Genomic DNA, 24,681 nt, shown 5'->3' on the forward strand with positions numbered 1-24,681 from the left:
TTGGCGCAGCGGTATAAGGGTTGTTTTAGCACCGCCACAGAATGAGCAATGCTGCGGCGCGAGTCAATTGCCGTGACGTAAGGGCAAGATTTTAACGCCTTACCAGCGCAAAACCACCGCACCCCAAGCCAAACCACCGCCAATCGCTTCGGTAACCAAGAGGTCGCCTTTTTTGATCTGCCCGCGCGCGACGCCAACCGACAATGCCAAGGGGATAGAGGCGGCTGACGTATTGCCGTGATCTTGCACGGTCACAATCACTCGATCCATATCGACCCCCATTTTTTGGGCGGTGCGGGTGATGATGCGCAAATTGGCCTGATGCGGCACGATCCAGTCGACATCTTGCGTCACATTGCCCGAACGCGCGAGCGCGGCATGGGCGGTTTCGGCCAGTTTTTCGACCGCATGGCGGAACACTTCACGCCCCTCCATCCGCAGATGGCCCGTGGTTTGTGTCTGCGAGACACCGCCATCGACATAAAGCAGATCACGGAATTGACCGTCTGAGTGCAGATCAACGGCCAAAACGCCCCGATCTGTGGCCGCGCCCGCGCTTTCTTCGGCGCATAACAGAACGGCGCCTGCGCCATCCCCAAACAAAACGCAAGTTCCGCGATCCTCCCAATTCAAAATGCGGCTAAAGGTTTCCGCACCAATCACCAAAATCCGCTTTGCCTGACCAGAGAGGATATAGGCATTGGCGGTGGACAGCGCATAGATAAACCCCGCGCAGACGGCCTGCACATCAAAGGCAAAGCCCTGCGTCATCCCAAGCCCATGCTGCACCATTGTGGCGGTAGAGGGAAAGGTGAGATCTGGGGTTGAGGTAGCAACAATGACGCCATCGACATCTGCGGCAGACAGGCCCGCACTGGCCAAGGCAGCCTCACAGGCCTTGATCGCCATTTGGCTTGTCGTCTCGCCCTCGGCAGCGAAATGACGCCGTTCAATCCCTGTGCGGGCGCGAATCCACTCATCCGAAGTGTCGATTTGCGCTTCGAACTCCGAATTGGGCACAACCCGCTCAGGCAGGTAATGGCCAATTCCAGTTGCGACCGCGCGAAGTGTCATGCCTGTTTCCCTTCCCCATGGACGATCTTATCTGCTGCGGTTTCCGCCTCGGCAATCCGTTTGGTCAACTGATCTGCAAAATCCGCTGCGGCCAATCGTGCCGCCAATTTGATTGCTGCTGCAACCCCTGTTCCATCTGCCGAGCCGTGGCTTTTGACCACTGTGCCATTCAGGCCCAAGAACACACCGCCATTGACGCGGCGGGGGTCCATACGTTTTTGCAACCTCTTGAGCGAGCTATAGGCCATGACCGCAGCCAAGCGCGACAATATTGAATATTCAAATGCCTCGCGCAGAAATTCGCGGATAAGACGCGCGGTGCCTTCGCCCGTTTTGAGTGCGGCATTCCCTGTAAACCCGTCACAGACGATGACATCGACCTTATCGGAGGGGATATCGCCCCCCTCGACAAAGCCCACAAATTCAAAATCTGCCGCAGGTGCGGCGCGGGCGACAAGGCCATAGGCATCGTGTAATTCGGTGCGGCCCTTATGTTCCTCGGTGCCTACATTCAGGATTCCGACACGCGGGCGGGATTGGTCTAAGCCGCTGCGCGCATAGGCGCTGCCCATCAGGGCGAAATGCAACAAATCTTGGGCATCGGCACGGATATCAGCGCCCACATCCAACATGACGTTAAAGCCAGATGGGTTGCGCGAAGGCCACAAAACGCCAATCGCGGGGCGGTTCACCCCTGGAATTTTGCGCAACCGCAACATCGACAGCGCCATCAGCGCGCCCGTGTTGCCACAAGACACAGCGGCCCGCGCCTCGCCGTTTTCCACGGCCTGAACTGCGCTCCACATCGAGCTGCCTTTGGCGTGGCGCACCACCTGTGAGGGTTTGGCATCCATCGTGACCACATCGTCACAATGGCGAATGTCGCAGCGCCCCCTCAGGCCACCGCGTTTGGCAATCAGTTTGTTTAGGGTTTTGCCATCACCATGTACGATGAACCGCAGATCGGGGTTCTTGAGCGCAGCTTTGGCCATGCCAGAGACAACAGCAGAGGGGCCAAGATCGCCCCCCATTGCATCAATCGATAGCACCGTTCCAGGAACTTGACGCCCAGTCAGAACGGATGTCTCTGTCATGACTTTTAAATCCGCTTGCCTCGGAAAAACACGCGGCCCTTAGGCCGCGTCATCATCGAGATCAATCTCGTCTGCTTGGGCAATAACCTCGCGGTCATTGTAGCTGCCGCAAGACGGGCAGACGTGGTGGGGGCGTTTCAGCTCACCACAGCTTGGGCATTCATTTGGATTGCCGGCGGTCAACGCGTCATGCGAACGGCGTTGGTTGCGGCGCGAGCGGGTCACTCGGTTCTGGGGGACAGCCATGTCTCAACCTCGGTTTTGTTAGGGGCTTCGCGGTCAAGATTGACCAAACAGGGGCAGCCCATCGTCACGTTTCAAATCTCTGTCACATTTTTTTCACCAAAGGGCAACCTGTGATGCGCGGTTCATGGGGTGATTTGCCCGAAAAACGCACGCAAAATTGGGATAAAATCCAATTGGCGAATGAGGGCGGGAACATACAAAGATTCTGCACCTATGCAAGCCCTAATAGACCTTTGGGTAAATTCCGCGCGTTTGCGTTTGTTTGCGGTTATTTATCGCTGTTTTTGGCGGGGCTGCCTGTGTTTTTGCTTGCGCCCGCATCGCCACTGTCTGCGGGGGATTGCACCAATTTATCCCGTAATTCTTGCAAAGCAGAAAGTGGGTTTGCGGTTTGGGGGGGCTCAACCTCCGCCTCTACTAGGCCCGCATTGGGGGGGCTTGCGCTGTAAATATGCACCAAATCGGCGGCGTCATCCTCGGTTGCGGCATCTGGTGCGCGCGGATAATCGGGCAGGGCCAATGCCAAGGCTTCGGTCATCACGGCATATAGGTCAATTTTTGCGGGCAATGGCTCGATGCTGTCATCTTCGGGCATCTCGGCCTCTTCGGCCTCGGGCGCCGTGAAATCTGCGATATAGCGGCGCAACACATCGGTATCGATCCGCGTAACCACATCCGCCAAACTGACGCTGCAGGCCTGTGTCACTGTTGCGCCCAGTTGCCCCTCAAGGCGCCAATCGCTTTTGCCTTCGGGCATAATTTTGCCTGTAAAGCGCAGTTTGCGCAGCGCACGCAGCTCTAGATCATCTGCAATCTCGCGCAACGCATCCGCATCGGGGGTCAAGGCAAATGTTTTGCCGCCTGCGCGGCGCAGTTCGGCCAATGCCAAAAGATCAGTGCGTGGGCTGGCGTTTGACATGATCTCCCCTCAAGTTTCTGATCAACTTCCCCTCGAAAATGAGGGTCGCGCGATTGCAATGCTTGCTCTGTTGGTCGCTGTAAGTTAAGCCCAAATTAAGACAGACGCCATGCCTGAATGTTTGCGCCTAAGCGCAGAAGGGAACTTGGCGCTAGGGTGAGGAAGATGGGTATGGCAGAACTTCGGATCAGCACGCAGGCACGCACGGGGCGCAAGCGGGTGCGTGCAGCGGTGATTGCAGTGGCCTTTGGATTAGCTTTGTCTGGCTGCACCGAAAGTTTCCGTGACCACGGCTTTATCCCGCCGCAAGAAGAATTGGATGCCATCACCATCGGTCAGGATACCCGCGACAGCCTCGGGCAAACCCTTGGCCGCCCTGCTGGTGAGGGCGTGATTGGCGAAACCACATGGTTCTATTCGCAATATCGTGTGCGCAGCCATGCATGGCGGGCGCCTGAAATTGTGACCCGCGATATCGTGGCCGTGTCCTTTGCCGATAACGGCACCGTGTCGAATGTGGAAACCTACACGCTTGCCGATGGTCAGATTGTCGATATTTCGCGCCGCGTTACGGAAAGCTCGATCCGTGAAGTGTCGATTTTCCGTCAGGTTATGGGTAATTTTGGCCGCATCAATGTGGGTGAGTTGGTCAACGCCAACAATTAATCCTTTGTCTGCGTAACATAGGTGCATCATGCGCGAGAATGTGGCGGGGAAATATCGGCTGCGCATGGCCCAAACCGCCGCCGATGTGACCGCCGCGCAAACCCTGCGGCACCGCGCTTTTCGCGGTGGGGCAGATGGGGAGGGTCTAGATGCGGATCCCTATGATGCGCTTTGTGACCATATCCTCATTGAAACGCAGGAAGCGGGGAAATTGGTCGCCTGTTTTCGCCTGCTGTGCCTGCCCGATGGGGCAGCCTTACACACCAGTTATTCGGCGCAGTTTTACGATTTATCGCCCCTGTCCGATTTTGACGGGCCAATGGTTGAGATGGGGCGTTTTTGCCTTGCGCCAGAGGTGCATGACCCGGACATCTTGCGTCTCGCATGGGGGGCATTGACCGCCTATGTGGATGAGATCGGGGTCAAGCTGCTCTTTGGTTGCTCGTCTTTTCGCGGCACGGATGCGCTGCCCTATCATGATGCCTTTGCGCTGTTGCGTGATCGCCATATTGCGCCCGCCCGATGGCGGCCTCAGATCAAGTCGTCCCATGTGTTTCCATTCGCGGCAAAGCTGCGGCGCAAACCCGATCTGAAACGGGCAATGGCAACGCTGCCGCCGCTTTTGCGCAGTTATTTGATGTTGGGGGGGTGGGTCAGCGATCATGCTGTGATTGATCAAGATTTGAACACGCTGCATGTGTTCACAGGGCTAGAGATTGCCGCCGTTCCGCCCGCCCGCGCGCGGCTGTTGCGTCTGGCGCGCTAAGCGGTGCAAGGGGGCCAAAGCGCGGCTGAGCACCCATGTGCCCCCAAGCGGCAAAAGTGTTGCCCCCGTTCCCCGTTTGAACCGCGCAAGCCCAGGGCTATCCGCCTTACTCAGCCCCAGATCAAAATGCTGCGCCCGCTTGGCGGCGTATTCCATGGCCTCGAAGAGCAGCATCTGGTGGCTGCCATAGGGGCAATCGGCGCTGCGCCAATTAATGTGATAGGCCGGTTCATGCCCTGAAAGTGAGAAAACCAACGCTGCCTGCCGCGACACCCCCTCGCAGATATAAAGCAGTTTTTGGGTCTTGCTGCGGCCAATTTCGGCCAAAAGGGCCAGCGCGATCCCGTCATAGTGGTTTCTTTTGCGCTGTGCCGCTTCGGCGGCCAAAAGCCACCCATCGCGCGGCGTATAAAAGGGCCGAATGCGGGCCACAGCGCCACGCTGCAACGCGGTTTTGCGTGCGGCCCGCCATTTGGGATGCAGGCGCGCGACCATCTTGGCGGTGTTTTGTGTCAGCGGCACGCTCAAGCTGTGGCGCGGTTTGGCAAGGTGCAGAAACCCCGCACGGGCCAAGGCCGCCCCTTGCGCAGGGGTGGCCGCGTTGATGAGCACCTGTGCCATGCCCTGCGGGGATGCGCCTGAAAGAATGGAGGCAGGAATATGAGCAGGTTTTGCACAATAGCCAACGGGGCCTAGGATTGGAAACCGGCGCGATATGAAAAGCTGCCCGTCAATGCGCGCAACTGACTGCCCGAGCGCGCGCAATGCCTGCTCAAACCCCGCAGATTGGGTAAAGCCCGCTGTGGCAACGGGCAGGGCATACTCAAGATCGGGCAGGCTGTGCAACATAGCCGCAAGCCTGCCCGATCAAGGTAAATCCAAGATTAACGGATCAGCCCAATTCCACCAAAGCGTGGCGCTTTTTCCCTGCGCTCAGTTTCAAGGGCGTGGCCAGATCACTGGCTGTGATCATCAGGCCTGCATCGGTGATGGCCGCGTCATTCATCCGTGCGCCGCCTTCTGCGATCAGGCGCTTGGCCTCTTTGCCCGACCCTGCCAAGCCTGAGCGCGTGATCAGCTGCACAATCGACACGCCCTCGCCAATATCATCGGCCCTGAGCGTCAGACGGGGCAGGTCATCGCCCATACCCCCTTTTTCAAACACCTCGCGCGCGGTGGCCTCTGCGGCGGTGGCGGCATCGCGCCCGTGCAACAGACCCGTCACCTCATTGGCAAGAACGATTTTAGCTTCGTTGATTTCGGAACCTGCAAGCGCGCCAAGCCGCTCGCACTCTTCAAGCGGCAATTCGGTGTAAAGTTTCAGGAATCGCCCCACATCCGCATCGGTTGTGTTGCGCCAGAATTGCCAGAATTCGTAAGGCGACAGCATCTCGCCATCCAGCCAGATCGCGCCACCTTGGGATTTGCCCATCTTCTTGCCATCTGATGTGGTCAGAAGTGGCGTGGTTAGGCCAAAAATCTCGTGATCCAAAACGCGGCGGGTCAGGTCGATGCCGTTGATGATATTGCCCCATTGATCCGACCCACCCATCTGCAGCGCACAGCCATAACGGCGGTTCAATTCAAGAAAGTCATAGGCCTGAAGGATCATGTAATTGAATTCAAGGAAGCTCAGGCTTTGTTCGCGATCCAGACGCGATTTGACCGATTCAAACGACAGCATGCGATTGACCGAAAAATGCCGCCCAATATCGCGCAAAAATTCCAGATAATTCAGCCCGTCCAACCATTCGGCATTGTTCAGCATCAACGCGCCTGTCGCGCTGTCATCATAGCTGAGATAACGTGCGAAAACGCGGCTCATGCCCGCGATATTGTTATCAATCGCCGCCGCATCCAAAAGCGGGCGTTCATCAGATCGGAAGGAGGGATCACCAACCTTTGTGGTGCCGCCGCCCATCAATGTGATCGGCTTATGCCCCGTTTTTTGATACCAACGCAGCAACATAATGTTCAGCAAATGACCCACATGCAGGGATTTTGCTGTTGCATCATATCCGATATAGGCAGGGGTCACGCCCGCGCGCAGCTTTTCGTCTAGCTCTTGCAGATCCGTGCAATCCGCAAGAAAACCGCGCGCACGGATGATCTGAAGGAAGTCGGATTTGGGCTGGTAGGTCATTGCGGTGTGATCCATTCTTGGCAAGCGAGGCGCAGCGGTTTTATGCTCTGCGCGGTGATCTATAACGGGGGCGGGGATGAAGGGAAAGGGTCAAGCCAACCCAAGGCTACGCGTGGCGGGATTGATGTCTGGCACATCGCTAGATGGGGTGGATGCCGCCATTTTGGACACCGATGGGGTGCATGTGCTTGGTTTTGGTCAAACGGCCTTCCGCCCCTATAGCGCGCAGGAACGTGCCGTGCTGCGGGGCTGCCTTGGCAAGTGGCCCGATGATGCGGGTCTTGCAGAGGCCCAAGAGATCATTCACCGCGCCCATATCGAGGCGCTGCAGGCGTTGAACGCCCCGTTTGATCTTATAGGGTTTCATGGACAAACCTTGGCGCATGATCCTGATCAGGGACGCACGCATCAATTGGGCGATGGCGCGGTTTTGGCGCGGGCCTTTGACTGCCCCGTGATTTGGGATTTCCGCAGCAATGATATGCGGATGGGGGGGCAGGGCGCGCCTTTGGCCCCGTTTTATCATTTTGCCCTTGCCAAACATAGGGGCGCCACGGCACCCTTGGCCTTTCTCAATTTGGGGGGTGTGGGGAATATCACCTATGTTGATCCAAGCCATGACCGCCCAGAACAGGGGGGCGCGCTTTTGGCCTTTGACACGGGGCCTGCCAATGCGCCGATGGATGATCTGATGTCAGGGACAGGGCAGGGCTATGATAATGACGGCGCCTTGGCCGCATCGGGCCGCGTGAACGAGGCCTTTGTCGCACGGGTCATGGCGCAGGAATATTTCTTGAAAATGCCCCCAAAATCCCTTGATCGCGATACGTTTGCGCAGGTTCTGACCGAGGCGCAAACGATGCCCTTGCCCGATGGTCTGGCCAGTTTGGCTGAGGTCAGCGCGCGCGCTGTGGCCGAAGGCCTCGCACATCTGTCCAAGCCTGTTGCCCAGATTTTGATCTGTGGTGGCGGGCGTAAGAATGGCCATCTGATGGCGCGCCTCGCCGCGTTAACGGGCCGAGAGGTCGTGGCGGTTGAGGCGGCGGGCTTTGATGGGGATTTCCTAGAGGCGCAGGCCTTTGCCTATCTTGCGGCGCGGGTGCAGGCGGGGCTGCCCACCTCTGCACCTGCAACCACGGGCGTGGCGGCGGCCATAGGGGGCGGGCAAATCAGCCGCCCCTAGCCAGCCGCGCGCGGGATATCAAACCCCGCAGGGGCAAGGGTAAAGCCGTCAAAAGAAAAGGCAGGGCTGACAGTGCAGGACACCAGCGTGTAATCCCCCGTGCTGCGCGCCGATTGCCAATGCCCCTCTGGCACGATGATCTGCGGCGCTGCGCGGGTCAGGTCTGACCCAAGAATATGATCGCGCGCAGGCCCCTGATCGGTGGCGCTGAGCGACAGGATCAATTCCGCGCCCGTGTGGTAATGCCAAATCTCGGTCGCATCGACATGGTGCCAATGGCTGACCTCGCCTGCGGCCAAAAGGAAATAGATGCAAGACCCCGCAGGGCGGTCGCCCGCACCGCCGCCCACCCATGTTTGCCGATAATGCCCACCCTCAGGATGGGGCATCAGGCCCAGATGGGCGATAATCTCGGCGGCTGTCTTCATGCCTTAGCGCAGGATGGATGTGCCCGAATATCGCGCGACATCGCCCAATTCTTCCTCGATACGGATCAATTGGTTGTATTTCGCCAAACGATCTGACCGCGCAAGGCTGCCTGTTTTAATCTGGCCGCAATTGGTGGCCACGGCCAGATCGGCAATCGTGGCGTCTTCGGTCTCGCCCGAGCGGTGGCTCATCACGCAGGCCATGCGGTTGCGATGCGCCAGTTCGACCGCGTCCAAGGTTTCGGTCAATGTGCCGATCTGGTTCACTTTCACCAGCAACGCATTGGCGCAGCCTTTTTCGATACCTTCGGCCAAACGGGCAGGATTAGTAACAAAGAGATCATCGCCCACCAATTGCACCTTGTCGCCAATCGCATCGGTCAATTCTTTCCAACCTGCCCAATCATCTTCGGACATGCCATCCTCGATGGACAAGATTGGGTAATCAGCGCAAAGCGCCTTGAGATAGGCCACATTTTCCGAAGGGGTCAGGCTGAGGCCTTCACCGGTCAGCTCATATTTGCCGCCTTTGAAATATTCGGTCGCCGCGCAATCAAGCGCCAACATCACATCAGAGCCGGGCTTGAAGCCTGCTTTTTCAATCGACTGCATGATAAAATCAAGCGCCGCGCGGCTTGAGGAAAGCGCAGGGGCAAAGCCGCCCTCATCGCCAACACCCGTTGCCAGACCCGCGGCGGACAGCTCTTTTTTCAGGGTGTGGAAAATTTCCGACCCCCACCGCACAGCCTCAGACAATGTGGGGGCTGCAACAGGCATGACCATAAATTCTTGAATATCGATTGGGTTATCTGCGTGCTCACCGCCATTGATGATATTCATCATCGGCACAGGCAGAACGCGCGCCTGAGTACCGCCGATATAGCGATAAAGCGGCTGGCCTGTGGCCTCGGCGGCGGCTTTGGCAACGGCCATCGAGACGCCCAAAATCGCGTTCGCGCCCAGACGGCCCTTATTCTCGGTGCCGTCCATTTCGATCATCACCGCATCAATTGCGGCCTGTTCAGTGGCGTCAAACCCAACCAACGTGTCGGCCAATTCGCCATTGACGCCCGCGACCGCCTTTTGAACACCTTTGCCCATATAGCGCGCTTTATCGCCATCGCGCATCTCAACCGCCTCATAGGCGCCTGTGGATGCACCCGAAGGCACAGCCGCGCGGCCCAAGGTGCCATCTTCGAGGATTACATCCACCTCAACGGTGGGGTTGCCACGGCTGTCGAGAATTTCGCGGGCGTGAATATCAATTATGGTGGTCATGGCTTGGCCTGTCTGTGAAGAAAGAAAAAGATTTGCGCGATGCTTTAGCGCGATGTGGGATCAGAAGAAAGGGTCGATTGCGCCTATTGTGCGGCACGCGCAAGCCGCGCTTCGCGGATCAACGTGTAAAGCCCCGCCGCGATCACGATGGCCGACCCTGTCAGCATATAGGCATCGGGCCGCTCGCCAAAAACAATCGCGCCCAAGATCAGGGCGAATAAGAGCCGCGAGTAGCGAAACGGTGTAATGACTGAGATATCCCCCATACGCATGGAGAGGGTCAGCGCGTAATAGCCCATCACCCCTGCAAGCAAGGCAGCAGCAAGTCGGATCACCTCGGGGCTTTGCGGGGCAAAAGCCCCGCCTGAAAAGGCCCAGAGTAACAGGCCTGCGGGCACGACCGCAAAAAAACCGTAACAAGACAGCTGCATCGAGCTGTATTTTGCGGGCATCACACGGGTTGCCAAATCGCGTGCCGTCAGGCCCGTGACCCCCAAAAGGGCTAAAACCGCGCCGATATCAAATTCGGCTGTGCCGGGGCGGATGATGATGAGAACCCCGATGAAACCAATGATAATCGCACTCCACCGCCGCCACCCAACAGGCGCACCTAAAAACAGGGCCGCGCCCATCGTCACCATCAAGGGCATGGCCTGAATAATGGCCGCGACAAGAGACATGGGCGAAAGCGCAAGGGCAGAGACAAAGGCCATCGTGCCAAACATCTCGCCCAAATTGCGGGTCAGCATCAGCGGGTCAAGCAAGTCACGGGTGATCAATTTGGTGCCTTGCGCCCAAGCGATCCCGCCAAAGATCAGCGCGCCCCCTAAGCCCAAAAGGATCAAAATTTGTCCGACAGGCATGGTCACGCTGAGGGTTTTGACCAGCGCATCCTCAATCGCAAAGCCAAACATCGCTGCCGTCATCAAGGCGATGCCGCGTATATTTTCCATTCTGGGGGTCGCTTCCGTGCAAAATAGCCTTGCGCGTGGCTTAGCCTGTGCCGTGGCGCGATGCTAGCCCTGTGGTGGGTCTGACTATTTTTTCTCAGGCGCTGTAATCGGCACGCCGTAAAGCTCAAGCTTATGCCCCTGAAGCCTATAGCCCAACTTAGCCGCGATTTTTTCTTGCAGGGCTTCGATCTCGGGGTCGATGAATTCGATGACATCGCCTGTTGTCACATCAATGAGATGATCGTGATGTTCGCGCTCTGCATCCTCATAGCGTGCGCGGCCATCGCCGAATTCCACCTTTTCTAGGATGCCCGCTTCTTCAAATAATTTAACGGTGCGATAGACTGTGGCCAAGGAAATCCGTGGATCAACGGCGGATGCCCGAGAGTAAAGTTCTTCGACATCGGGGTGATCGGCGGATGCGTCTAGAACCTGCGCAATGACGCGGCGCTGTTCCGTCATGCGCAGCCCTTGCGCATTACATCTCATCTCGATCGTCTCAGTCACCAATTTTGCCCTTTTTCCACCTCTGCCTTTTCTTCTGTAAGGGATTTGACATCGCCCGAAAAGACCGCTTGGGTCATGGCATATCAAAACACATAGGCAGGGTTATGGAGCATCAACCACAGCGCAAAGCGCAGATGGATCAATTTGGCACTGTGGGCATGATCCTGTTTGCGGTTTTTCTGGCTTTTAATCAGGTCGTGGTCAGGGTCACGAATGAGGGGATTCAGCCCGTGTTTTTTGCAGGCATCCGATCTGTAGGGGCCGCATTTTTGCTGCTGCTGTGGATGCGCTTTCGCGGGATCCCGCTTGATTTCGCCCGTGCGCCCCTCTCTGGCCTTTGGGTGGCGCTGCTCTTTGCGGGACAGTTTATGTTTCTGTTCCTTGCCCTTGATTACACCACGGTCGCGCGCGCCTCGGTTTTGTTTTACACCATGCCGATTTGGCTGACACTGGCCGCGCATTTTCTGATCCCGGACGAGCGGATCACAGCCCAAAAAGGCATCGGGTTGGCGCTTGCGTTTGGCGGGGTGGTGTGCGCTTTGGCATGGCCGCATGACGGGCGGGCGAGCGGCGCAGGCGGGGTTTTGGGCGATATTTATGCGATTGCAGGGGCAATGTGTTGGGCTGCGATTGCGGTGTCGGCACGGATCACGCCGTTGCGCACACTGCGGATTGAAATGCAGTTATTTTGGCAGCTTTTAGTCTCTGGCCCGATATTGATCGCGGCGGCGCTGTTTTTTGGCCCGTTCTTGCGTGACCCTGAGCTGATCCATTGGGCGGGGCTAGGCTTTCAGATTGTGGTGATTGCCTTTGCCGCCTTTCTGGTCTGGTTTTGGTTCATCTCGATTTACCCTGCCTCCTCCATTGCGTCCTTTAGCTTTTTATCGCCGATTTTTGGGGTTGCGATGGGGTGGCTCTTTTTGGGCGAGGCGATTGGGCTTGAGCTTTTGCTTGCGCTTGCTTTGGTTTGTGCGGGGCTGATCTTGATCAATCGCCGCTAGGTGCCGCAGAAGGTCTGTGTCACCCGTTCTGCCGCGGTAGGCGCGGCCTCATAGGCGGAAAGGCTGGGATCGGGCGTATAGGGCGCAGCCAAGGCATGGCTTAGGGCCTGAAATTTTGACAGATCACCCGATAGCGCGGCTGCGGTTATTGCCTCAACCTGATGATTGCGCGGGATGCGCACAGGGTTAGCCTGACCCATTTCTGCGCGTGTCTCTGGGGTGGTTTCACCGTCCCACATCATGCCCCAGTCGCGCAGGGCTTGATCCCCTGTTGCGCACAGTTCAGCCTCAAGGCCCGATAGGCCCCCTTCGGTCAGTGCCCGAAAGGCGCGGGTGAAATCCCCCCCCAGCTGTGCGAGATGCTCGAGAAACTGAAGCCCCATAGTGCCTGCCTGCGGATGATCAGGGCCAAGCCCCAGTTTGCGCCCCAAAACAGCATGCCATTCCGCGTCAAAGCGATCCGCAAATCCCTGCACGATCTGGGTGAAACGGTCTATTGCATCCTCACGCGGGCCATCGCAGATGGGCAAAAGCGAGGTGGCGAATTGGGCGATGTTCCAGACCGCGATATTGGGCTGATTGGCATAAGCATAGCGCCCAAACTGGTCGATGGATGAAAACACCTGCTCAGGATCATAACGATCCATGAAGGCGGCAGGGCCATAGTCAATGGTTTCGCCCGATATTGTCATATTGTCGGTGTTCATCACGCCATGAATGAACCCCACACCCATCCATTGCGCAATAAGGCGCGCTTGCGCATCGCGCATCCCGATCAAAAGATCATCAAGGCTTTGTGCCTGCGGATAGTGGCGCGCGATTGCGTGATCCGCCAAAGCGCGCAGGGCTTCGCGATCATCCCGCGCTGCAAAGTATTGGAATGTGCCCACGCGGATATGGCTTTGGGCAACGCGGGCGAGAACCGCGCCGGGGAGGATATCTTCGCGCAAGATATCCTCGCCCGTGGTGACAGCGGCCAAAGCGCGGGTGGTGGGTATCCCAAAGGCCGCCATCGCCTCGCTCAAGACATATTCGCGCAAGACGGGTCCAAGCCATGCGCGCCCATCGCCCATGCGCGAAAAGGGTGTGCGCCCTGCGCCTTTGAGTTGGATGTCAAAGCGCCCCTGATCCGTCACCACCTCGCCCAAGAGGATTGCACGCCCATCCCCTAATTGCGGCACCCATCCGCCGAATTGATGCCCCGCATAGGCCTGTGCAATCGGGTCTGCCCCTGCAAGCATCTTGTTGCCTGCGAAAATCTGGGCCAGTTCGTCATCGCTCATAGCGCGGAGCGTATCAGCAAGCCCCAAGCGGTCTGCAAGCGGGTGATTAAGCGCCAAAAGCTTTGGATCTGGCGCAAGGGTCGGGGCAACCCGCGCAAAAAAGCGATCGGGCAGGCGGGCATAGCTGTTGTCAAAGCCGATGCTAGGAGGGGGTTTGTCTTGGCCTGTCATGGCAGTCTTGCGATCCTGTCATGCAGCAGCGCATAAAACCCATCTGCATCCATGTCGCGGATAAACAGCGCATTGGCCTTGCGATCTGTAACACCCCAATAATCCGCGACTGTCATGCCCAGTGTCAGCTCGGATTTGGTTTCAATCTCGACATTGATGGTGCGGCCAGAAAAGAGGTCAGGATCTAGCAGATAGGCAATCACGCAAGGATCATGCAAAGGCGCCCCAGCAGCGCCGTATTTTTCTTTGTCGAAGCGTTCAAAGAACCCTGTCCATGCGGCAACCATCGCGCCTGCGTGATTTCCCATTGCCTCAAAGCCCGCAACGCGGGGCGCGGTTGTCAGGGCCTGATGCGTGACATCGAGCGGCATCATCGTGATCGGCGCGCCTGATTGAAACACAATCTCGGCGGCCTCTGGGTCTACGTAAATGTTAAATTCTGCGGCAGGGGTGATGTTTCCGACCTCAAAATAAGCGCCGCCCATCAGCACGATCTCTTGCACCAGTGGGATCACATCGGGGGCCTTTTGAAAGGCCCGTGCGATATTGGTCAGGGGGCCAAGCGGGCAAAGCGTCACTTGGTTGGGATGGGCGCGCAGGCTGCGAATGATGAAATCCACCCCATGTTCAGGATCAAGCGGCAGATGGGGTTCGGGTAAAGGCGGGCCATCTAGACCTGTTTGCCCATGCACATGCTCGGCAGTCACAAGGGGGCGGGCAAGCGGGGCAGCCTCGCCCGCGAAGACGGGCACATCAGTGCGCCCAGACAGACCCGTCACAATGCGGGCATTGCGTTCGGTCAAGGGCAGGGGGACATTGCCTGCAACGGCCACAACGCCCAACACATCAAGCGCCTCAGGGCAGGCCAAAGCCAACAGTATGGCCACGGCATCATCTTGGCCTGGATCGGTATCAATGATGATTTTGCGTGCCATGTGGTGTTGATCCTTGCGCTGCGTCATTGCGGCTAAATTGGCGTGGCTTGGCGGGCTTGTCCATGACCTGTGCGGCAGGTTTTGGAAATTCGCGCAAAAGGCGCAGTCCCTTGCGCTAATGCGGTCTGCGCAGTAAGCGGGGGAAAGAAGCGAGTTGGAACCTGAGATGACCAAAACCCCCACAGGAAAAAGCGGCAGCGGGCGCGGCGCGCGGGATTTGCGTGTGAAGGTCAAAACCGCGCGCGGGCGGAAACTCAGCTCAACTCGTTGGTTGGAGCGGCAGTTAAACGACCCCTATGTGCAGCGCGCCAAGCGCGAAGGCTATCGCGGCCGCGCGGCGTTTAAGATCATGGAATTAGATGACAAGTTCCGCTTTCTGGTGCCAGGCGCGCGGGTGGTTGATTTGGGCTGTGCACCGGGGGGATGGTGTCAGGTGGCCGTGCCTCGGATCAACGCGTTGGGCGAGAAATCAGGCAAGGCCATTGGCCGTATCATCGGTGTTGATCTGCAAGAGGTCGAAGCCATCGCAGGCGCAGAGCTGCATCAATTGGACTTCATGGAAGATGATGCAGATGAAAAGGTCAAAGGCTGGCTTGGTGGCAAGGCCGATGTCGTGATGAGCGATATGGCCGCAGCCTCGTCAGGGCATAAGCAAACCGACCATTTGCGCATCATCGCCTTGTGCGAGGCCGCAGCCTATTTCGCCTTTGATGTGTTGGAAGAGGGCGGCACATTTGTGGCCAAAGTGTTGGCAGGGGGCGCTGAGGGCGATTTGCAAAAGATCCTCAAACAGCGCTTTGCCAAGGTGGCAAATGTGAAACCAGGCGCGAGCCGCGCGGATAGTTCCGAGAAATTTGTGGTCGCCTCAGGATTTCGCGGCTGAGATTTTTTCCCGATTGGGGCTTTCCCTCAGGGCTTATGCATGAGATAGGGCAGTGCCAATTGAAACTCCCGCAAGGAGAGATGCGTGATGGAGATTCGTGAGGCCCTTACCTTTGATGATGTTTTGCTGCTGCCTGCCGCGTCTAGCGTGCTGCCCTCGACTGCAGATACGCGCACGCGGGTGACAAAATCGATTGCGCTGAACATCCCGCTTTTGTCTTCCGCCATGGATACAGTGACCGAGGCGCGCATGGCGATTGCAATGGCGCAGGCGGGCGGTATGGGCGTGATCCACCGCAATCTTACGCTTGAGGAACAAGCCCGCGAGGTGCGGCGCGTCAAACGGTTTGAAAGCGGTATTGTCTATTCCCCCGTCACATTGACCCCAGATCAGACCTTGGCCGATGCCAAGGCCCTGATTGAGCGGTATAATTTCACGGGCTTTCCTGTTGTGGATGAAAAGGGCCTCGTGGTGGGGATCGTCACCAACCGCGATATGCGCTTTGCGACATCTGACGAGACGCCTGTGCGCGCGATGATGACATCTGATAATTTGGCGATGCTGCGCGAACCTGCAGATTTGGAAGAAGCCAAAAGCCTGATGAAGGCACGGCGTATCGAGAAGCTGTTGGTTGTCGATAAATCGGGCAAGCTAACGGGTCTTTTGACCCTGAAAGATACTGAGAAAGCAGTGCTGAACCCCAATGCCTGCAAAGATGATTTAGGCCGTTTGCGCGTGGCCGCCGCCACAACCGTGGGTGATGCGGGCTTTGAGCGTTCGGAGGCGTTGATTGACGCAGGCTGTGATCTGATCGTGATCGACACTGCGCACGGGCATTCCGAGGGCGTGGCCCATGCGGTTGAGCGGGTTAAGAAACTGTCCAACGCCGTGCAGGTCGTGGCGGGCAATGTCGCCACAGGCGATGCCACTCGCGCCTTGATTGATGCGGGCGCAGATGCGGTTAAGGTGGGCATTGGCCCCGGATCCATTTGCACCACGCGGATTGTGGCGGGCGTTGGTGTGCCGCAATTAACCGCCATCATGGATTGTGCCGAAGCAGCCGCGGCCTCTGGCACGCCGATCATTGCCGATGGCGGTATTAAATTCTCAGGCGATTTCGCCAAGGCGATTGCCGCAGGCGCCTCTTGCGCGATGGTCGGCTCTGCTATTGCGGGCACAGATGAATCCCCTGGTGAGGTGATCCTCTATCAAGGTCGCTCGTTCAAATCCTATCGCGGGATGGGCAGTCTTGGCGCCATGGCGCGCGGCTCAGCGGATCGCTATTTTCAAAAAGATGCCGCCTCTGACAAATTGGTGCCCGAAGGCATCGAGGGGCAGGTGCCCTATAAAGGCAGTGCCAATGCGGTTATCCACCAGTTGGTGGGCGGTTTGCGCGCGGCGATGGGCTACACGGGCTCGGCCACTGTGGATGAGATGCGCAAAAACTGCCAATTCGTGAAAATCACCAATGCGGGCCTGCAAGAAAGCCATGTGCATGATGTGCAAATCACCCGCGAGAGCCCCAATTACCGCGTGGGCTGAGGCGCGCGCGTGACGCCTGCTGCGCGATATCAGGCCGCGATTGAGGTCTTGGACGCCATTCTTGCGGGCCAAACCCCTGAACCCGCCTTGCGGGCATGGGGCAGGTCTGCGCGCTTTGCGGGGTCAAAAGACCGCGCGGCCATTAGCGACCATGTCTACGATGTGCTACGCAATCGCGGCCGCGCAGCGGCCCTTGCGGGATGCACCGTCCCGCAGACCACGGGGCGCGCGCTGATTTTGGGGCTTTTGCGCCTGCAAGGCGTGGCGGTTGAGGATGTCTTTGGGCAGATGCCATACGGCCCTAGCGCGCTTTCTTCGGATGAGGCGAAGGAACACCCAACCCCCGATATTTTGAGCGATACGCCAGATTGGCTGCTGGCGCTGCTCAAGGCGGAATTTGGGCCAGACTTGGAGGGCTTGCTTGCCGCCATGTCCACGCGGGCGCCTGTCTATCTGCGGGTAAATACGCGCAAGACCACGCCTGAGCATGTGATTGCCGACTTGGCCCAAGCGGGCGTGCACGCGATAGCCGACCCACGCCTTGCCACCGCGCTTGAGGTGCAGACGGGCGCACGCAAAATTACCGCCACAGCCGCCTATCAGGCAGGTTTGATCGAGGTGCAAGACCTGTCTGTGCAGATGGCAATGGCCGAGATCCCAGTGCCCCAAACAGGGCGCATTTTGGATTATTGCGCAGGCGCAGGAGGGAAATCTTTGGCCATTGCCGCGCGCAGTGATGCGGATCTGACATTGCATGATAAATTCCCCAAACGCATGGGCGATGTCGCCTTGCGCGCCGAACGGGCGGGGATGATCTATCAAACCCGCAAAGATGAGCAATTGGATCACGAAGTCCCATTTGATGTGGTTCTCTTGGATGTGCCCTGTTCTGGCAGTGGAACATGGCGGCGTGATCCGATGGTGCGGTGGCGGATGACACCCGAAACTCTGGCGACTTTGCAGAGTGAGCAAGCGCAGATCTTGGATCGGGCGGTGGCCCTTGCCGCGCCGCGCGGCCTTATCATTTACATGACCTGTTCGCTGCTGCGTGCGGAAAATGAAGATGCGGTGCATGCGCTTTTGGCGCGCCACCCGCAGTTTGACCTGCTTCAGTCACGCCGATTTGATCCGCGCAATGCCTCGGACGGGTTCTTTTTTGCCGTGTTACAGGCAAAATAAGGCATCTTCGCGCGCTGCCGCGCCTTTCGCGTAAATCTTAATCAATCGTTAATTGTTTGGGCCGATGCCGCGTGAAAAACCGTGAACACGGAGGCGCGGCTTGTCAGATCAAGCCAGTATAGTGAGCGGGCAAACCAAGCCGCGGTTTGGTCAGTTTTCTCCTGTTCTTTTGACAGTGCTTTTGGTGCTTGGGATTGTGACCCTTGGCTTGGGCCTGACCTATGCGGGGCTCACGACCTCTATGTCACCGCTGTGGTCGGTCGCGCTGATTTGTGAGGCGGGGGGGGGGTATCAAGCAACCATGCCTCAACAAATTCGGCGAAACTTACATCAGCGGTTGAATTTGGTTTTCCTTTGATCTGGTCGCGCCGCCTATAGCGATACCAACTTCCAAGCCAGTCAATGGGTTCGCGCATGATGGCCATGATTTTATGCGGCTGCTTGCCGCGCGCCTCGAAAAACGGGGCAAGCTGCGCCTGATAGCGCGACACGGAGACATGTTTGATCCCCGGCGGGTCAAGAATCGCCGCACTCGCATAGGGCATGGCTGCGGCCTCTAATGCGGTTGTGCCTGTTTTCGGCACACCGAAAAACACCAGTTTCTTCTTAAAAACAAGAGCATATTAATATTATCGCCAAGGGCGATCCCCGTAACCACTTCTTTACCATTCAACGTAAAACATGGGCCTTGCAAGATTTTACTTGAAATGTTCTCTTTTTGTTTGCATTTATATCTGAGAACAAGAGGTGAACACAGGCAAGCATTGCCGCCTTGGCAGCAGTGTGAAATAAGGAGCCAAACCAATGGCAATGGCGGATATTCTGGACATGACGGATCGCAACGCGGCGGAAAAGCAAAAGGCACTCGACAGCGCCTTGGCACAGATCGAGCGCCAATTTGGCAAGGGCTCGATCATGCGCCTTGGGGGCGAGAACGCCATCCAAGAAATTGAGGCGACATCGACAGGCTCGCTCGGGCTCGATATCGCCCTTGGGATTGGGGGTCTGCCAAAGGGGCGGATCATCGAAATCTATGGCCCTGAAAGCTCGGGGAAGACAACGCTGACGCTTCACGCGGTCGCGGAAGAGCAAAAGAAGGGCGGGGTTTGCGCCTTTGTCGATGCCGAACACGCGCTTGACCCACAATATGCCAAAAAATTGGGCGTGAATTTGGATGATCTTCTGATTTCTCAGCCCGATACAGGGGAACAGGCGCTTGAAATCACCGATACATTGGTGCGCTCTGGTGCGGTCAGCCTTGTGGTGGTCGACTCCGTTGCAGCTTTGACCCCGAAATCCGAACTTGAGGGTGATATGGGCGACAGCTCGGTCGGGGTGCATGCGCGCCTCATGTCTCAGGCGATGCGCAAACTGACAGGTTCCATCGCGCGCTCAAACTGTATGGTGATTTTCATCAACCAGATTCGCATGAAAATCGGTGTGATGTTTGGCAGCCCAGAAACCACCACAGGCGGCAATGCGCTGAAATTCTATTCATCCGTGCGCTTGGATATCCGCCGCATCGGTGCGATCAAGGATCGTGACGAGGTTGTCGGCAACCAAACCCGTGTGAAAGTGGTGAAAAACAAGGTGGCCCCTCCGTTCAAACAGGTGGAATTCGACATCATGTATGGCGAGGGCATCTCGAAAACGGGCGAATTGCTTGATTTGGGTGTTAAGGCAGGCGTGGTTGAGAAATCAGGCGCTTGGTTCTCTTACGGGGACGAGCGGATTGGACAGGGCCGCGAAAACGCCAAGCAATTCCTGAAAGACAATCCAAGCATGGCTTTGGAGATCGAAGACAAAATCCGCGCCGCCCATGGGTTGGAATTCGGTATGGATGACAGTGATGACAGCGCGATGGTTGAGGATTAATTCCCCACTCCTTGCGTCAGCACAGTTTCGCGCGTAGCCCCAATCGGGCTGCGCGCGTCTTGTATTTTAGGCCCTTGAAATTTCCATCCCCGCCCCAAGTTTTTGTCCTGTGGACAGTGCTTTGACAAACTTGTATCCCACGCAGAACCGATGGATTTAGTCAGAAAGACCGCGTGCTCATGGCCAGTTTGAACGATATTCGCTCAACCTATCTCAAATATTTTGAACGCAACGGCCATGCCATTGTAGAAAGCTCGCCACTTGTGCCGCGCAATGACCCGACTTTGATGTTCACCAATTCGGGCATGGTGCAGTTCAAAAACGTCTTCACAGGGCTTGAGCATCGTGACCCGCCACGCGCCACCACGGCGCAAAAATGTGTGCGCGCGGGCGGCAAGCATAATGACCTTGATAATGTCGGCTACACGGCGCGCCACCACACGTTTTTCGAAATGCTTGGGAATTTCTCCTTTGGTGATTACTTTAAAAAAGAGGCCATTCCCTTTGCATGGGAATTGATCACCAGGGATTTTGATATCGACCCGAAACGTCTTTTGACCACGGTCTATCATACCGATGACGAGGCGTTTGAGATTTGGAAAAAGGTGGGCGTGCCTGAGGATCGGATCATCCGCATCGCCACATCCGACAATTTCTGGCAGATGGGGCCAACAGGCCCTTGCGGCCCCTGCACCGAGATTTTCTATGATCATGGCGACCATATCTGGGGCGGCCCTCCTGGATCGGCCGACGAAGATGGCGATCGTTACATCGAGATTTGGAACGTGGTTTTCATGCAAAATGAGCAATTCGCTGATGGCTCGATGGTGCCTCTTAAGATGCAGAGCATCGATACGGGCATGGGTCTTGAGCGGATTGGCGCGCTTTTGCAGGGCAAGCACGACAATTATGACACCGATCTGATGCGCGCCTTGATTGAGGCTTCTGCGCATGCAACATCCGTTGATCCAGACGGGTCAAAGAATGTGCATCACCGTGTGATTGCAGATCACTTGCGCTCGACCTCATTCTTGATTGCTGATGGGGTTATGCCCTCAAACGAGGGGCGGGGGTATGTGTTGCGCCGCATCATGCGCCGCGCGATGCGCCACGCCCATCTTTTGGGCGCGCAAGATCCGTTGATGTATCGCCTCGTGCCTGCTTTGGTCAGCCAGATGGGGCAGGCCTATCCCGAGCTTGGCCGCGCGCAGGCGCTGATCACCGAGACGCTTAAGCTTGAGGAAGAACGCTTCCGCACCACGCTTGATCGTGGGCTTAAACTGTTGGATGACGCCCTTGTTGATCTGCCCGAAGGGGCAGCTTTGGCAGGTGAGACTGCGTTCAAACTTTATGACACATATGGCTTTCCGCTGGATTTGACCCAAGACGCTCTGCGCGAAAAGGGCCGCAAGGTGGATACAGACGGGTTTGACCAAGCGATGGAGGCCCAAAAGGCCAAGGCGCGCGCCGCATGGTCAGGGTCGGGCGAGGCGGCAGATGCCGCAATTTGGTATGATCTGGCCGATCAACATGGCCCGACCGAATTTTTGGGCTATGACACGGAACAGGCCGAAGGTCAGATTTTGGCCCTTGTTTCTGACGGGGCCGAAGTGATCGCCGCGGCAAAAGGCGGCGCTGTCACGCTGATCACGAACCAAACCCCCTTCTATGGCGAAAGCGGTGGTCAGGTTGGCGATACTGGTCTGGTTAAGACCGATACGGGCCGCGCTGAAATATCAGACACGAAAAAGGTTGCGGGCCTGTTCTTGCATATCGCCAAGGTTACAGAAGGCGAGATTAAGACAGGGCAGGCCGCTGAATTGGTTGTGGATCACAGCCGCCGAAGCGCCATTCGCGCGAACCATTCGGCCACGCACTTGTTGCACGAGGCCCTGCGCCGCGCGCTCGGCGATCATGTGGCGCAGCGTGGTTCATTGAACGCGGCGGATCGTTTGCGCTTTGACTTCTCGCACGCCAAGGCGCTCAGCAACGAGGAATTGGCGCGGGTCGATGCCGAGGTGAATGAATTCATCCGCCAAAACGCGGCTGTTGAGACACGGATCATGACCCCTGATGCGGCGCGTGATTTGGGGGCGCAGGCGCTCTTTGGTGAGAAATACGGCGATGAGGTGCGCGTGGTCTCCATGGGTAAGCTTGCAGGGTCGGGCAAGGGCAGCGATGGCGCGACCTATAGTCTTGAACTGTGCGGCGGCACCCATGTGCGCCAGACGGGCGATATTGGCCTGTATGTGACCCTTGCGGAAACCGCCTCTTCCTCGGGTGTGCGGCGCATTGAGGCGCTGACGGGGCAAGCCGCCTTTGATTATTTGGCGCAACAAGATCGCATCCTCAGCCAGCTTGGCGGGATGCTCAAGGCGCAAGGGCCTGATGTTTTGGCCCGTGTTCAGTCGTTGATGGAGGAGCGCCGCGCGCTTCAGAATGAACGCGACCAATTGCGCCAACAGCTTGCGCTTGCGGGTGGTGGTGCGGGGGCCAAAGAGGTCGCTGCCGAAGATATCGGCGGCATCGCCTTTTTTGGGCAGGTGGTTGCGGGTGTTACTGGCAAAGATCTGCCCAGCTTGATTGATGCGCATAAGGCCAAAATCGGCTCTGGCGCGGTTCTTTTGATTGCCGAAGCCGATGGCAAGGCCGCAGTGGCCGCAGGGGTGAGCGATGATCTGACCGCGCGGCTTAGCGCCGTTGATCTGGTCAAGGCAGCCGTTGAGGCGCTTGGCGGCAAGGGCGGCGGTGGCCGCGCAGATTTGGCGCAAGGGGGGGCGAAGGATGCAACCCAAGCCGATGCGGCGCTTGCAGCCGTGCGGGATGTGATTAAGGGAGTATCATAATATGGCAGGGGCATATTGGGTGGCACATGTCACCGTTACAAATCCAGAGGAATATGCGCGCTATGCCGAATTGGCAGGCCCTGCGATTGCGGCCTTTGGTGGCAAATTCTTGGCGCGCGGTGGTGAGGTGATTATCAAAGAAGGGCAGGGTCATGCGCGCAATGTGGTGATCTGGTTCCCCAGTTTGGCCGATGCCAATGCCTGCTATGACAGCCCCGCCTATCAAGAGGCGATGGCATTTGCCAAGGACAGCTCAATACGCGAATTGATCTTGATTGAAGGCGTGGAATAATCCACCGCTGCCTTGCACGACACAAAAAAGCCGCCCTTTAGAGGGCGGCTTTTCTTTTTCCGTCTAAAGTCGTGCCTTAGCGCTTTGCGATATCGACATAATCGCGCTTGGTTGGGCCCGTATAAAGCTGACGCGGACGGCCAATTTTTGCCGCAGGATCGTTCAGCATTTCTTTCCACTGTGCAATCCAACCCACTGTGCGGCTGACCGCGAAGATCGGGGTGAACATTGAGGTTGGGAACCCCATCGCATCCAGAATGATGCCTGAATAGAAATCCACGTTTGGATAGAGTTTCTTATCCGCGAAATAGCTGTCTTCAAGCGCGATTTTCTCAAGTTCTTTCGCAACTTGCAGGGTTGGATTGTTCTCAACACCCAACAGATCCAGCACCTCATCGGCGCTTTCCTTCATCACCGTCGCGCGCGGGTCAAAGTTTTTATAGACGCGGTGACCAAAGCCCATCAGGCGGAACGGGTCATTTTTGTCTTTCGCGCGGGCGATATATTCGGGAATGCGATCCACAGTGCCAATTTCGCGCAGCATTTCAAGGCAGGCTTGGTTCGCACCGCCATGTGCAGGCCCCCAAAGGCAAGCAATACCCGCCGCGATACAGGCAAACGGGTTCGCCCCAGACGAGCCCGCCAAGCGCACCGTTGAGGTGGAGGCGTTTTGTTCGTGATCTGCGTGCAGCGTGAAAATGCGATCCATCGCGCGGCTTAGCACAGGATCAGGCACATATTCCTCGGCGGGCACGGCAAAGCACATCCGCAAGAAATTGGTCGCATAATCGAGGTCATTGCGCGGATACACAAAGGGCTGGCCGATGGAATATTTATAGGCCATCGCAGCAATGGTTGGCATTTTCGCGATCATACGGATCGAGGCCACTTCGCGCTGCCAAGGATCCGCAATATCGGTGCTGTCGTGATAGAAGGCCGACATTGCGCCCACGACACCCACCATTGTCGCCATTGGATGCGCGTCACGGCGGAAGCCACGGAAGAAATTATGCATCTGTTCGTGGATCATGGTGTGACGGGTCACGCGGGTCTCGAAATCTTCCAATTCGGCCGCTGTCGGCAATTCGCCATAAAGCAAGAGGTAGCAAACCTCGAGATAATGCGAATCTTTCGCCAGTTGGTCGATGGGATAGCCGCGGTGCAAAAGCTCGCCCTTGTCGCCATCAATAAAGGTGATCTGGCTTTCGCAAGACGAGGTGGAGGTAAAGCCTGGGTCATGGGTGAACACGCCCGCTTGGCCATATAGTTTGGTGATGTCGATGACATCAGGCCCTGCTGTGGGGCTGTAGACGGGTAGATCGAAGTCGCGATCATTGATGCTGAGTTTGGCCGTTTTCGTGTCAGTCATGGCGTTCCCTCTCGCTTTGCCGCGCAAAACACAGGGTTTGCACGGGGG

24 protein-coding genes are annotated in these 24,681 nt (G+C 57.3%); 10 read left to right on the forward strand and 14 right to left on the reverse strand.

Annotated elements, in window-relative coordinates; translation table 11 throughout:
- Window positions 1-99: 99 nt before the first annotated feature.
- The 4 genes from AAC636_RS06200 to AAC636_RS06215 all read right to left on the reverse strand — a co-directional run bounded on the left by AAC636_RS06200 (window position 100) and on the right by AAC636_RS06215 (window position 3,333).
- On the reverse strand, window positions 100-1,074 hold the full coding sequence (locus tag AAC636_RS06200; RefSeq protein ID WP_340300784.1) for a beta-ketoacyl-ACP synthase III: 975 nt from the start codon (window positions 1,072-1,074) through the stop codon (window positions 100-102).
- Entirely contained in the window at window positions 1,071-2,168 is a 1,098-nt protein-coding gene (plsX, locus tag AAC636_RS06205; protein WP_340300785.1) for a phosphate acyltransferase PlsX, read from the reverse strand. The genes AAC636_RS06200 and plsX overlap by 4 nt, the downstream gene beginning before the upstream one ends.
- 39 nt (window positions 2,169-2,207) lie before the next feature.
- Window positions 2,208-2,414 (reverse strand): 50S ribosomal protein L32, encoded by a 207-nt coding sequence (gene rpmF, locus AAC636_RS06210; protein WP_317654399.1) that lies wholly within the window; start codon window positions 2,412-2,414, stop codon window positions 2,208-2,210.
- A 268-nt stretch (window positions 2,415-2,682) separates the two neighbouring features.
- Entirely contained in the window at window positions 2,683-3,333 is a 651-nt protein-coding gene (locus AAC636_RS06215) for a YceD family protein (RefSeq protein WP_340300786.1), read from the reverse strand.
- A gap of 171 nt (window positions 3,334-3,504) precedes the next feature.
- Here AAC636_RS06215 and AAC636_RS06220 point away from each other — a divergent pair, with 171 nt between their 5' ends.
- Window positions 3,505-3,999 carry an outer membrane protein assembly factor BamE gene (locus tag AAC636_RS06220; protein ID WP_340300787.1) on the forward strand — a complete coding sequence of 165 codons (495 nt, stop codon included), beginning with the start codon at window positions 3,505-3,507 and terminating at the stop codon, window positions 3,997-3,999.
- Between the two features lie 28 nt (window positions 4,000-4,027).
- Window positions 4,028-4,765: a GNAT family N-acetyltransferase gene (locus AAC636_RS06225; protein ID WP_340300788.1), complete on the forward strand. Its 738-nt coding sequence runs from the start codon at window positions 4,028-4,030 to the stop codon at window positions 4,763-4,765.
- Here AAC636_RS06225 and AAC636_RS06230 read toward each other — a convergent pair.
- Both AAC636_RS06230 and tyrS read right to left on the reverse strand, forming a co-directional pair.
- Entirely contained in the window at window positions 4,709-5,614 is a 906-nt protein-coding gene (locus tag AAC636_RS06230) for a hypothetical protein (protein WP_340300789.1), read from the reverse strand. The two genes, AAC636_RS06225 and AAC636_RS06230, sit on opposite strands and share 57 nt — an antisense overlap.
- Window positions 5,615-5,657: 43 nt before the next feature.
- Window positions 5,658-6,908, reverse strand: a complete 1,251-nt coding sequence (gene tyrS, locus AAC636_RS06235) for a tyrosine--tRNA ligase (protein ID WP_340300790.1) — start codon at window positions 6,906-6,908, stop codon at window positions 5,658-5,660.
- A 76-nt stretch (window positions 6,909-6,984) separates the two neighbouring features.
- Here tyrS and AAC636_RS06240 point away from each other — a divergent pair, with 76 nt between their 5' ends.
- A complete protein-coding gene (locus AAC636_RS06240) occupies window positions 6,985-8,091 on the forward strand; it encodes an anhydro-N-acetylmuramic acid kinase (RefSeq protein WP_340300791.1) in 1,107 nt (368 codons plus the stop codon).
- On the opposite strand, the gene AAC636_RS06245 is transcribed toward AAC636_RS06240, so the two are convergent.
- The 4 genes from AAC636_RS06245 to AAC636_RS06260 all read right to left on the reverse strand — a co-directional run bounded on the left by AAC636_RS06245 (window position 8,088) and on the right by AAC636_RS06260 (window position 11,212).
- Window positions 8,088-8,519, reverse strand: a complete 432-nt coding sequence (locus AAC636_RS06245) for a cupin domain-containing protein (RefSeq protein ID WP_340300792.1) — start codon at window positions 8,517-8,519, stop codon at window positions 8,088-8,090. The genes AAC636_RS06240 and AAC636_RS06245 overlap by 4 nt on opposite strands.
- 3 nt (window positions 8,520-8,522) lie before the next feature.
- Window positions 8,523-9,797: a phosphopyruvate hydratase gene (gene eno, locus AAC636_RS06250; RefSeq protein WP_340300793.1), complete on the reverse strand. Its 1,275-nt coding sequence runs from the start codon at window positions 9,795-9,797 to the stop codon at window positions 8,523-8,525.
- 83 nt (window positions 9,798-9,880) lie between these two features.
- Window positions 9,881-10,750, reverse strand: coding sequence for a DMT family transporter (locus AAC636_RS06255; RefSeq protein ID WP_340300794.1), 870 nt, complete (start codon window positions 10,748-10,750; stop codon window positions 9,881-9,883).
- Window positions 10,751-10,834: 84 nt separating this feature from the next.
- Window positions 10,835-11,212, reverse strand: coding sequence for a Fur family transcriptional regulator (locus AAC636_RS06260; RefSeq protein WP_445322542.1), 378 nt, complete (start codon window positions 11,210-11,212; stop codon window positions 10,835-10,837).
- A gap of 149 nt (window positions 11,213-11,361) precedes the next feature.
- Here AAC636_RS06260 and AAC636_RS06265 point away from each other — a divergent pair, with 149 nt between their 5' ends.
- Window positions 11,362-12,258 carry a DMT family transporter gene (locus AAC636_RS06265; RefSeq protein WP_340296940.1) on the forward strand — a complete coding sequence of 299 codons (897 nt, stop codon included), beginning with the start codon at window positions 11,362-11,364 and terminating at the stop codon, window positions 12,256-12,258.
- Here AAC636_RS06265 and AAC636_RS06270 read toward each other — a convergent pair.
- Together AAC636_RS06270 and AAC636_RS06275 are read right to left on the reverse strand one after the other, a co-directional pair.
- A complete protein-coding gene (locus AAC636_RS06270) occupies window positions 12,255-13,712 on the reverse strand; it encodes a protein adenylyltransferase SelO (protein WP_340300795.1) in 1,458 nt (485 codons plus the stop codon). The two genes, AAC636_RS06265 and AAC636_RS06270, sit on opposite strands and share 4 nt — an antisense overlap.
- Entirely contained in the window at window positions 13,709-14,647 is a 939-nt protein-coding gene (locus tag AAC636_RS06275) for a nucleoside hydrolase (RefSeq protein ID WP_340300796.1), read from the reverse strand. The genes AAC636_RS06270 and AAC636_RS06275 overlap by 4 nt, the downstream gene beginning before the upstream one ends.
- Before the next feature lie 166 nt (window positions 14,648-14,813).
- Between AAC636_RS06275 and AAC636_RS06280 the strand changes: the two genes are divergently transcribed.
- The 3 genes from AAC636_RS06280 to AAC636_RS06290 all read left to right on the forward strand — a co-directional run bounded on the left by AAC636_RS06280 (window position 14,814) and on the right by AAC636_RS06290 (window position 18,251).
- Window positions 14,814-15,530, forward strand: a complete 717-nt coding sequence (locus tag AAC636_RS06280) for an RlmE family RNA methyltransferase (RefSeq protein WP_317654418.1) — start codon at window positions 14,814-14,816, stop codon at window positions 15,528-15,530.
- Between the two features lie 87 nt (window positions 15,531-15,617).
- Window positions 15,618-17,072 carry an IMP dehydrogenase gene (guaB, locus tag AAC636_RS06285; RefSeq protein WP_317655777.1) on the forward strand — a complete coding sequence of 485 codons (1,455 nt, stop codon included), beginning with the start codon at window positions 15,618-15,620 and terminating at the stop codon, window positions 17,070-17,072.
- Between the two features lie 9 nt (window positions 17,073-17,081).
- The gene (locus tag AAC636_RS06290; RefSeq protein WP_340300797.1) at window positions 17,082-18,251 is read left to right on the forward strand and encodes an RsmB/NOP family class I SAM-dependent RNA methyltransferase; all 1,170 of its coding nucleotides are present in this window, start codon (window positions 17,082-17,084) and stop codon (window positions 18,249-18,251) included.
- A 239-nt stretch (window positions 18,252-18,490) separates the two neighbouring features.
- Here the strand turns inward: AAC636_RS06290 and AAC636_RS06295 are convergent, their stop codons facing one another.
- On the reverse strand, window positions 18,491-18,847 hold the full coding sequence (locus AAC636_RS06295; protein WP_340300798.1) for a hypothetical protein: 357 nt from the start codon (window positions 18,845-18,847) through the stop codon (window positions 18,491-18,493).
- Window positions 18,848-19,055: 208 nt separating this feature from the next.
- On the opposite strand from AAC636_RS06295, the gene recA reads away from it, so the two are divergent.
- The 3 genes from recA (at window position 19,056) to AAC636_RS06310 (ending at window position 23,264) form a co-directional block, all read left to right on the forward strand.
- Complete coding sequence (gene recA, locus AAC636_RS06300; protein ID WP_317654423.1) at window positions 19,056-20,126, forward strand: recombinase RecA; 1,071 nt, start codon at window positions 19,056-19,058, stop codon at window positions 20,124-20,126.
- A gap of 179 nt (window positions 20,127-20,305) precedes the next feature.
- Window positions 20,306-22,972, forward strand: a complete 2,667-nt coding sequence (gene alaS / locus AAC636_RS06305; protein ID WP_340300799.1) for an alanine--tRNA ligase — start codon at window positions 20,306-20,308, stop codon at window positions 22,970-22,972.
- Window position 22,973: 1 nt separating this feature from the next.
- A complete protein-coding gene (locus AAC636_RS06310; RefSeq protein WP_340260850.1) occupies window positions 22,974-23,264 on the forward strand; it encodes a DUF1330 domain-containing protein in 291 nt (96 codons plus the stop codon).
- Window positions 23,265-23,340: 76 nt separating this feature from the next.
- Here the strand turns inward: AAC636_RS06310 and gltA are convergent, their stop codons facing one another.
- Window positions 23,341-24,633, reverse strand: coding sequence for a citrate synthase (gltA, locus tag AAC636_RS06315; protein ID WP_340300800.1), 1,293 nt, complete (start codon window positions 24,631-24,633; stop codon window positions 23,341-23,343).
- Window positions 24,634-24,681: the final 48 nt, after the last annotated feature.

Origin of the sequence: Roseobacter sp. HKCCD5988 (assembly GCF_037830355.1) — a bacterium.
In the GTDB taxonomy this organism is placed as follows: Bacteria; Pseudomonadota; Alphaproteobacteria; order Rhodobacterales; family Rhodobacteraceae; genus M30B80.

Coding starts and splice junctions, on each gene's coding strand:
- eno (WP_340300793.1), bottom strand. CDS start 9,797: ATGACCACCATAATTGATATTCACGCCCGCGAAATTCTCGACAGCCGT.
- AAC636_RS06270 (WP_340300795.1), bottom strand. CDS start 13,712: ATGACAGGCCAAGACAAACCCCCTCCTAGCATCGGCTTTGACAACAGC.
- rpmF (WP_317654399.1), bottom strand. CDS start 2,414: ATGGCTGTCCCCCAGAACCGAGTGACCCGCTCGCGCCGCAACCAACGC.
- AAC636_RS06280 (WP_317654418.1), top strand. CDS start 14,814: ATGACCAAAACCCCCACAGGAAAAAGCGGCAGCGGGCGCGGCGCGCGG.
- AAC636_RS06260 (WP_445322542.1), bottom strand. CDS start 11,212: ATGACGGAACAGCGCCGCGTCATTGCGCAGGTTCTAGACGCATCCGCC.
- AAC636_RS06265 (WP_340296940.1), top strand. CDS start 11,362: ATGGAGCATCAACCACAGCGCAAAGCGCAGATGGATCAATTTGGCACT.
- AAC636_RS06200 (WP_340300784.1), bottom strand. CDS start 1,074: ATGACACTTCGCGCGGTCGCAACTGGAATTGGCCATTACCTGCCTGAG.
- alaS (WP_340300799.1), top strand. CDS start 20,306: ATGGCCAGTTTGAACGATATTCGCTCAACCTATCTCAAATATTTTGAA.
- AAC636_RS06310 (WP_340260850.1), top strand. CDS start 22,974: ATGGCAGGGGCATATTGGGTGGCACATGTCACCGTTACAAATCCAGAG.
- AAC636_RS06215 (WP_340300786.1), bottom strand. CDS start 3,333: ATGTCAAACGCCAGCCCACGCACTGATCTTTTGGCATTGGCCGAACTG.
- AAC636_RS06245 (WP_340300792.1), bottom strand. CDS start 8,519: ATGAAGACAGCCGCCGAGATTATCGCCCATCTGGGCCTGATGCCCCAT.
- tyrS (WP_340300790.1), bottom strand. CDS start 6,908: ATGACCTACCAGCCCAAATCCGACTTCCTTCAGATCATCCGTGCGCGC.
- AAC636_RS06225 (WP_340300788.1), top strand. CDS start 4,028: ATGCGCGAGAATGTGGCGGGGAAATATCGGCTGCGCATGGCCCAAACC.
- AAC636_RS06220 (WP_340300787.1), top strand. CDS start 3,505: ATGGCAGAACTTCGGATCAGCACGCAGGCACGCACGGGGCGCAAGCGG.
- recA (WP_317654423.1), top strand. CDS start 19,056: ATGGCAATGGCGGATATTCTGGACATGACGGATCGCAACGCGGCGGAA.
- AAC636_RS06275 (WP_340300796.1), bottom strand. CDS start 14,647: ATGGCACGCAAAATCATCATTGATACCGATCCAGGCCAAGATGATGCC.
- AAC636_RS06230 (WP_340300789.1), bottom strand. CDS start 5,614: ATGTTGCACAGCCTGCCCGATCTTGAGTATGCCCTGCCCGTTGCCACA.
- plsX (WP_340300785.1), bottom strand. CDS start 2,168: ATGACAGAGACATCCGTTCTGACTGGGCGTCAAGTTCCTGGAACGGTG.
- guaB (WP_317655777.1), top strand. CDS start 15,618: ATGGAGATTCGTGAGGCCCTTACCTTTGATGATGTTTTGCTGCTGCCT.
- AAC636_RS06240 (WP_340300791.1), top strand. CDS start 6,985: ATGAAGGGAAAGGGTCAAGCCAACCCAAGGCTACGCGTGGCGGGATTG.
- AAC636_RS06255 (WP_340300794.1), bottom strand. CDS start 10,750: ATGGAAAATATACGCGGCATCGCCTTGATGACGGCAGCGATGTTTGGC.
- gltA (WP_340300800.1), bottom strand. CDS start 24,633: ATGACTGACACGAAAACGGCCAAACTCAGCATCAATGATCGCGACTTC.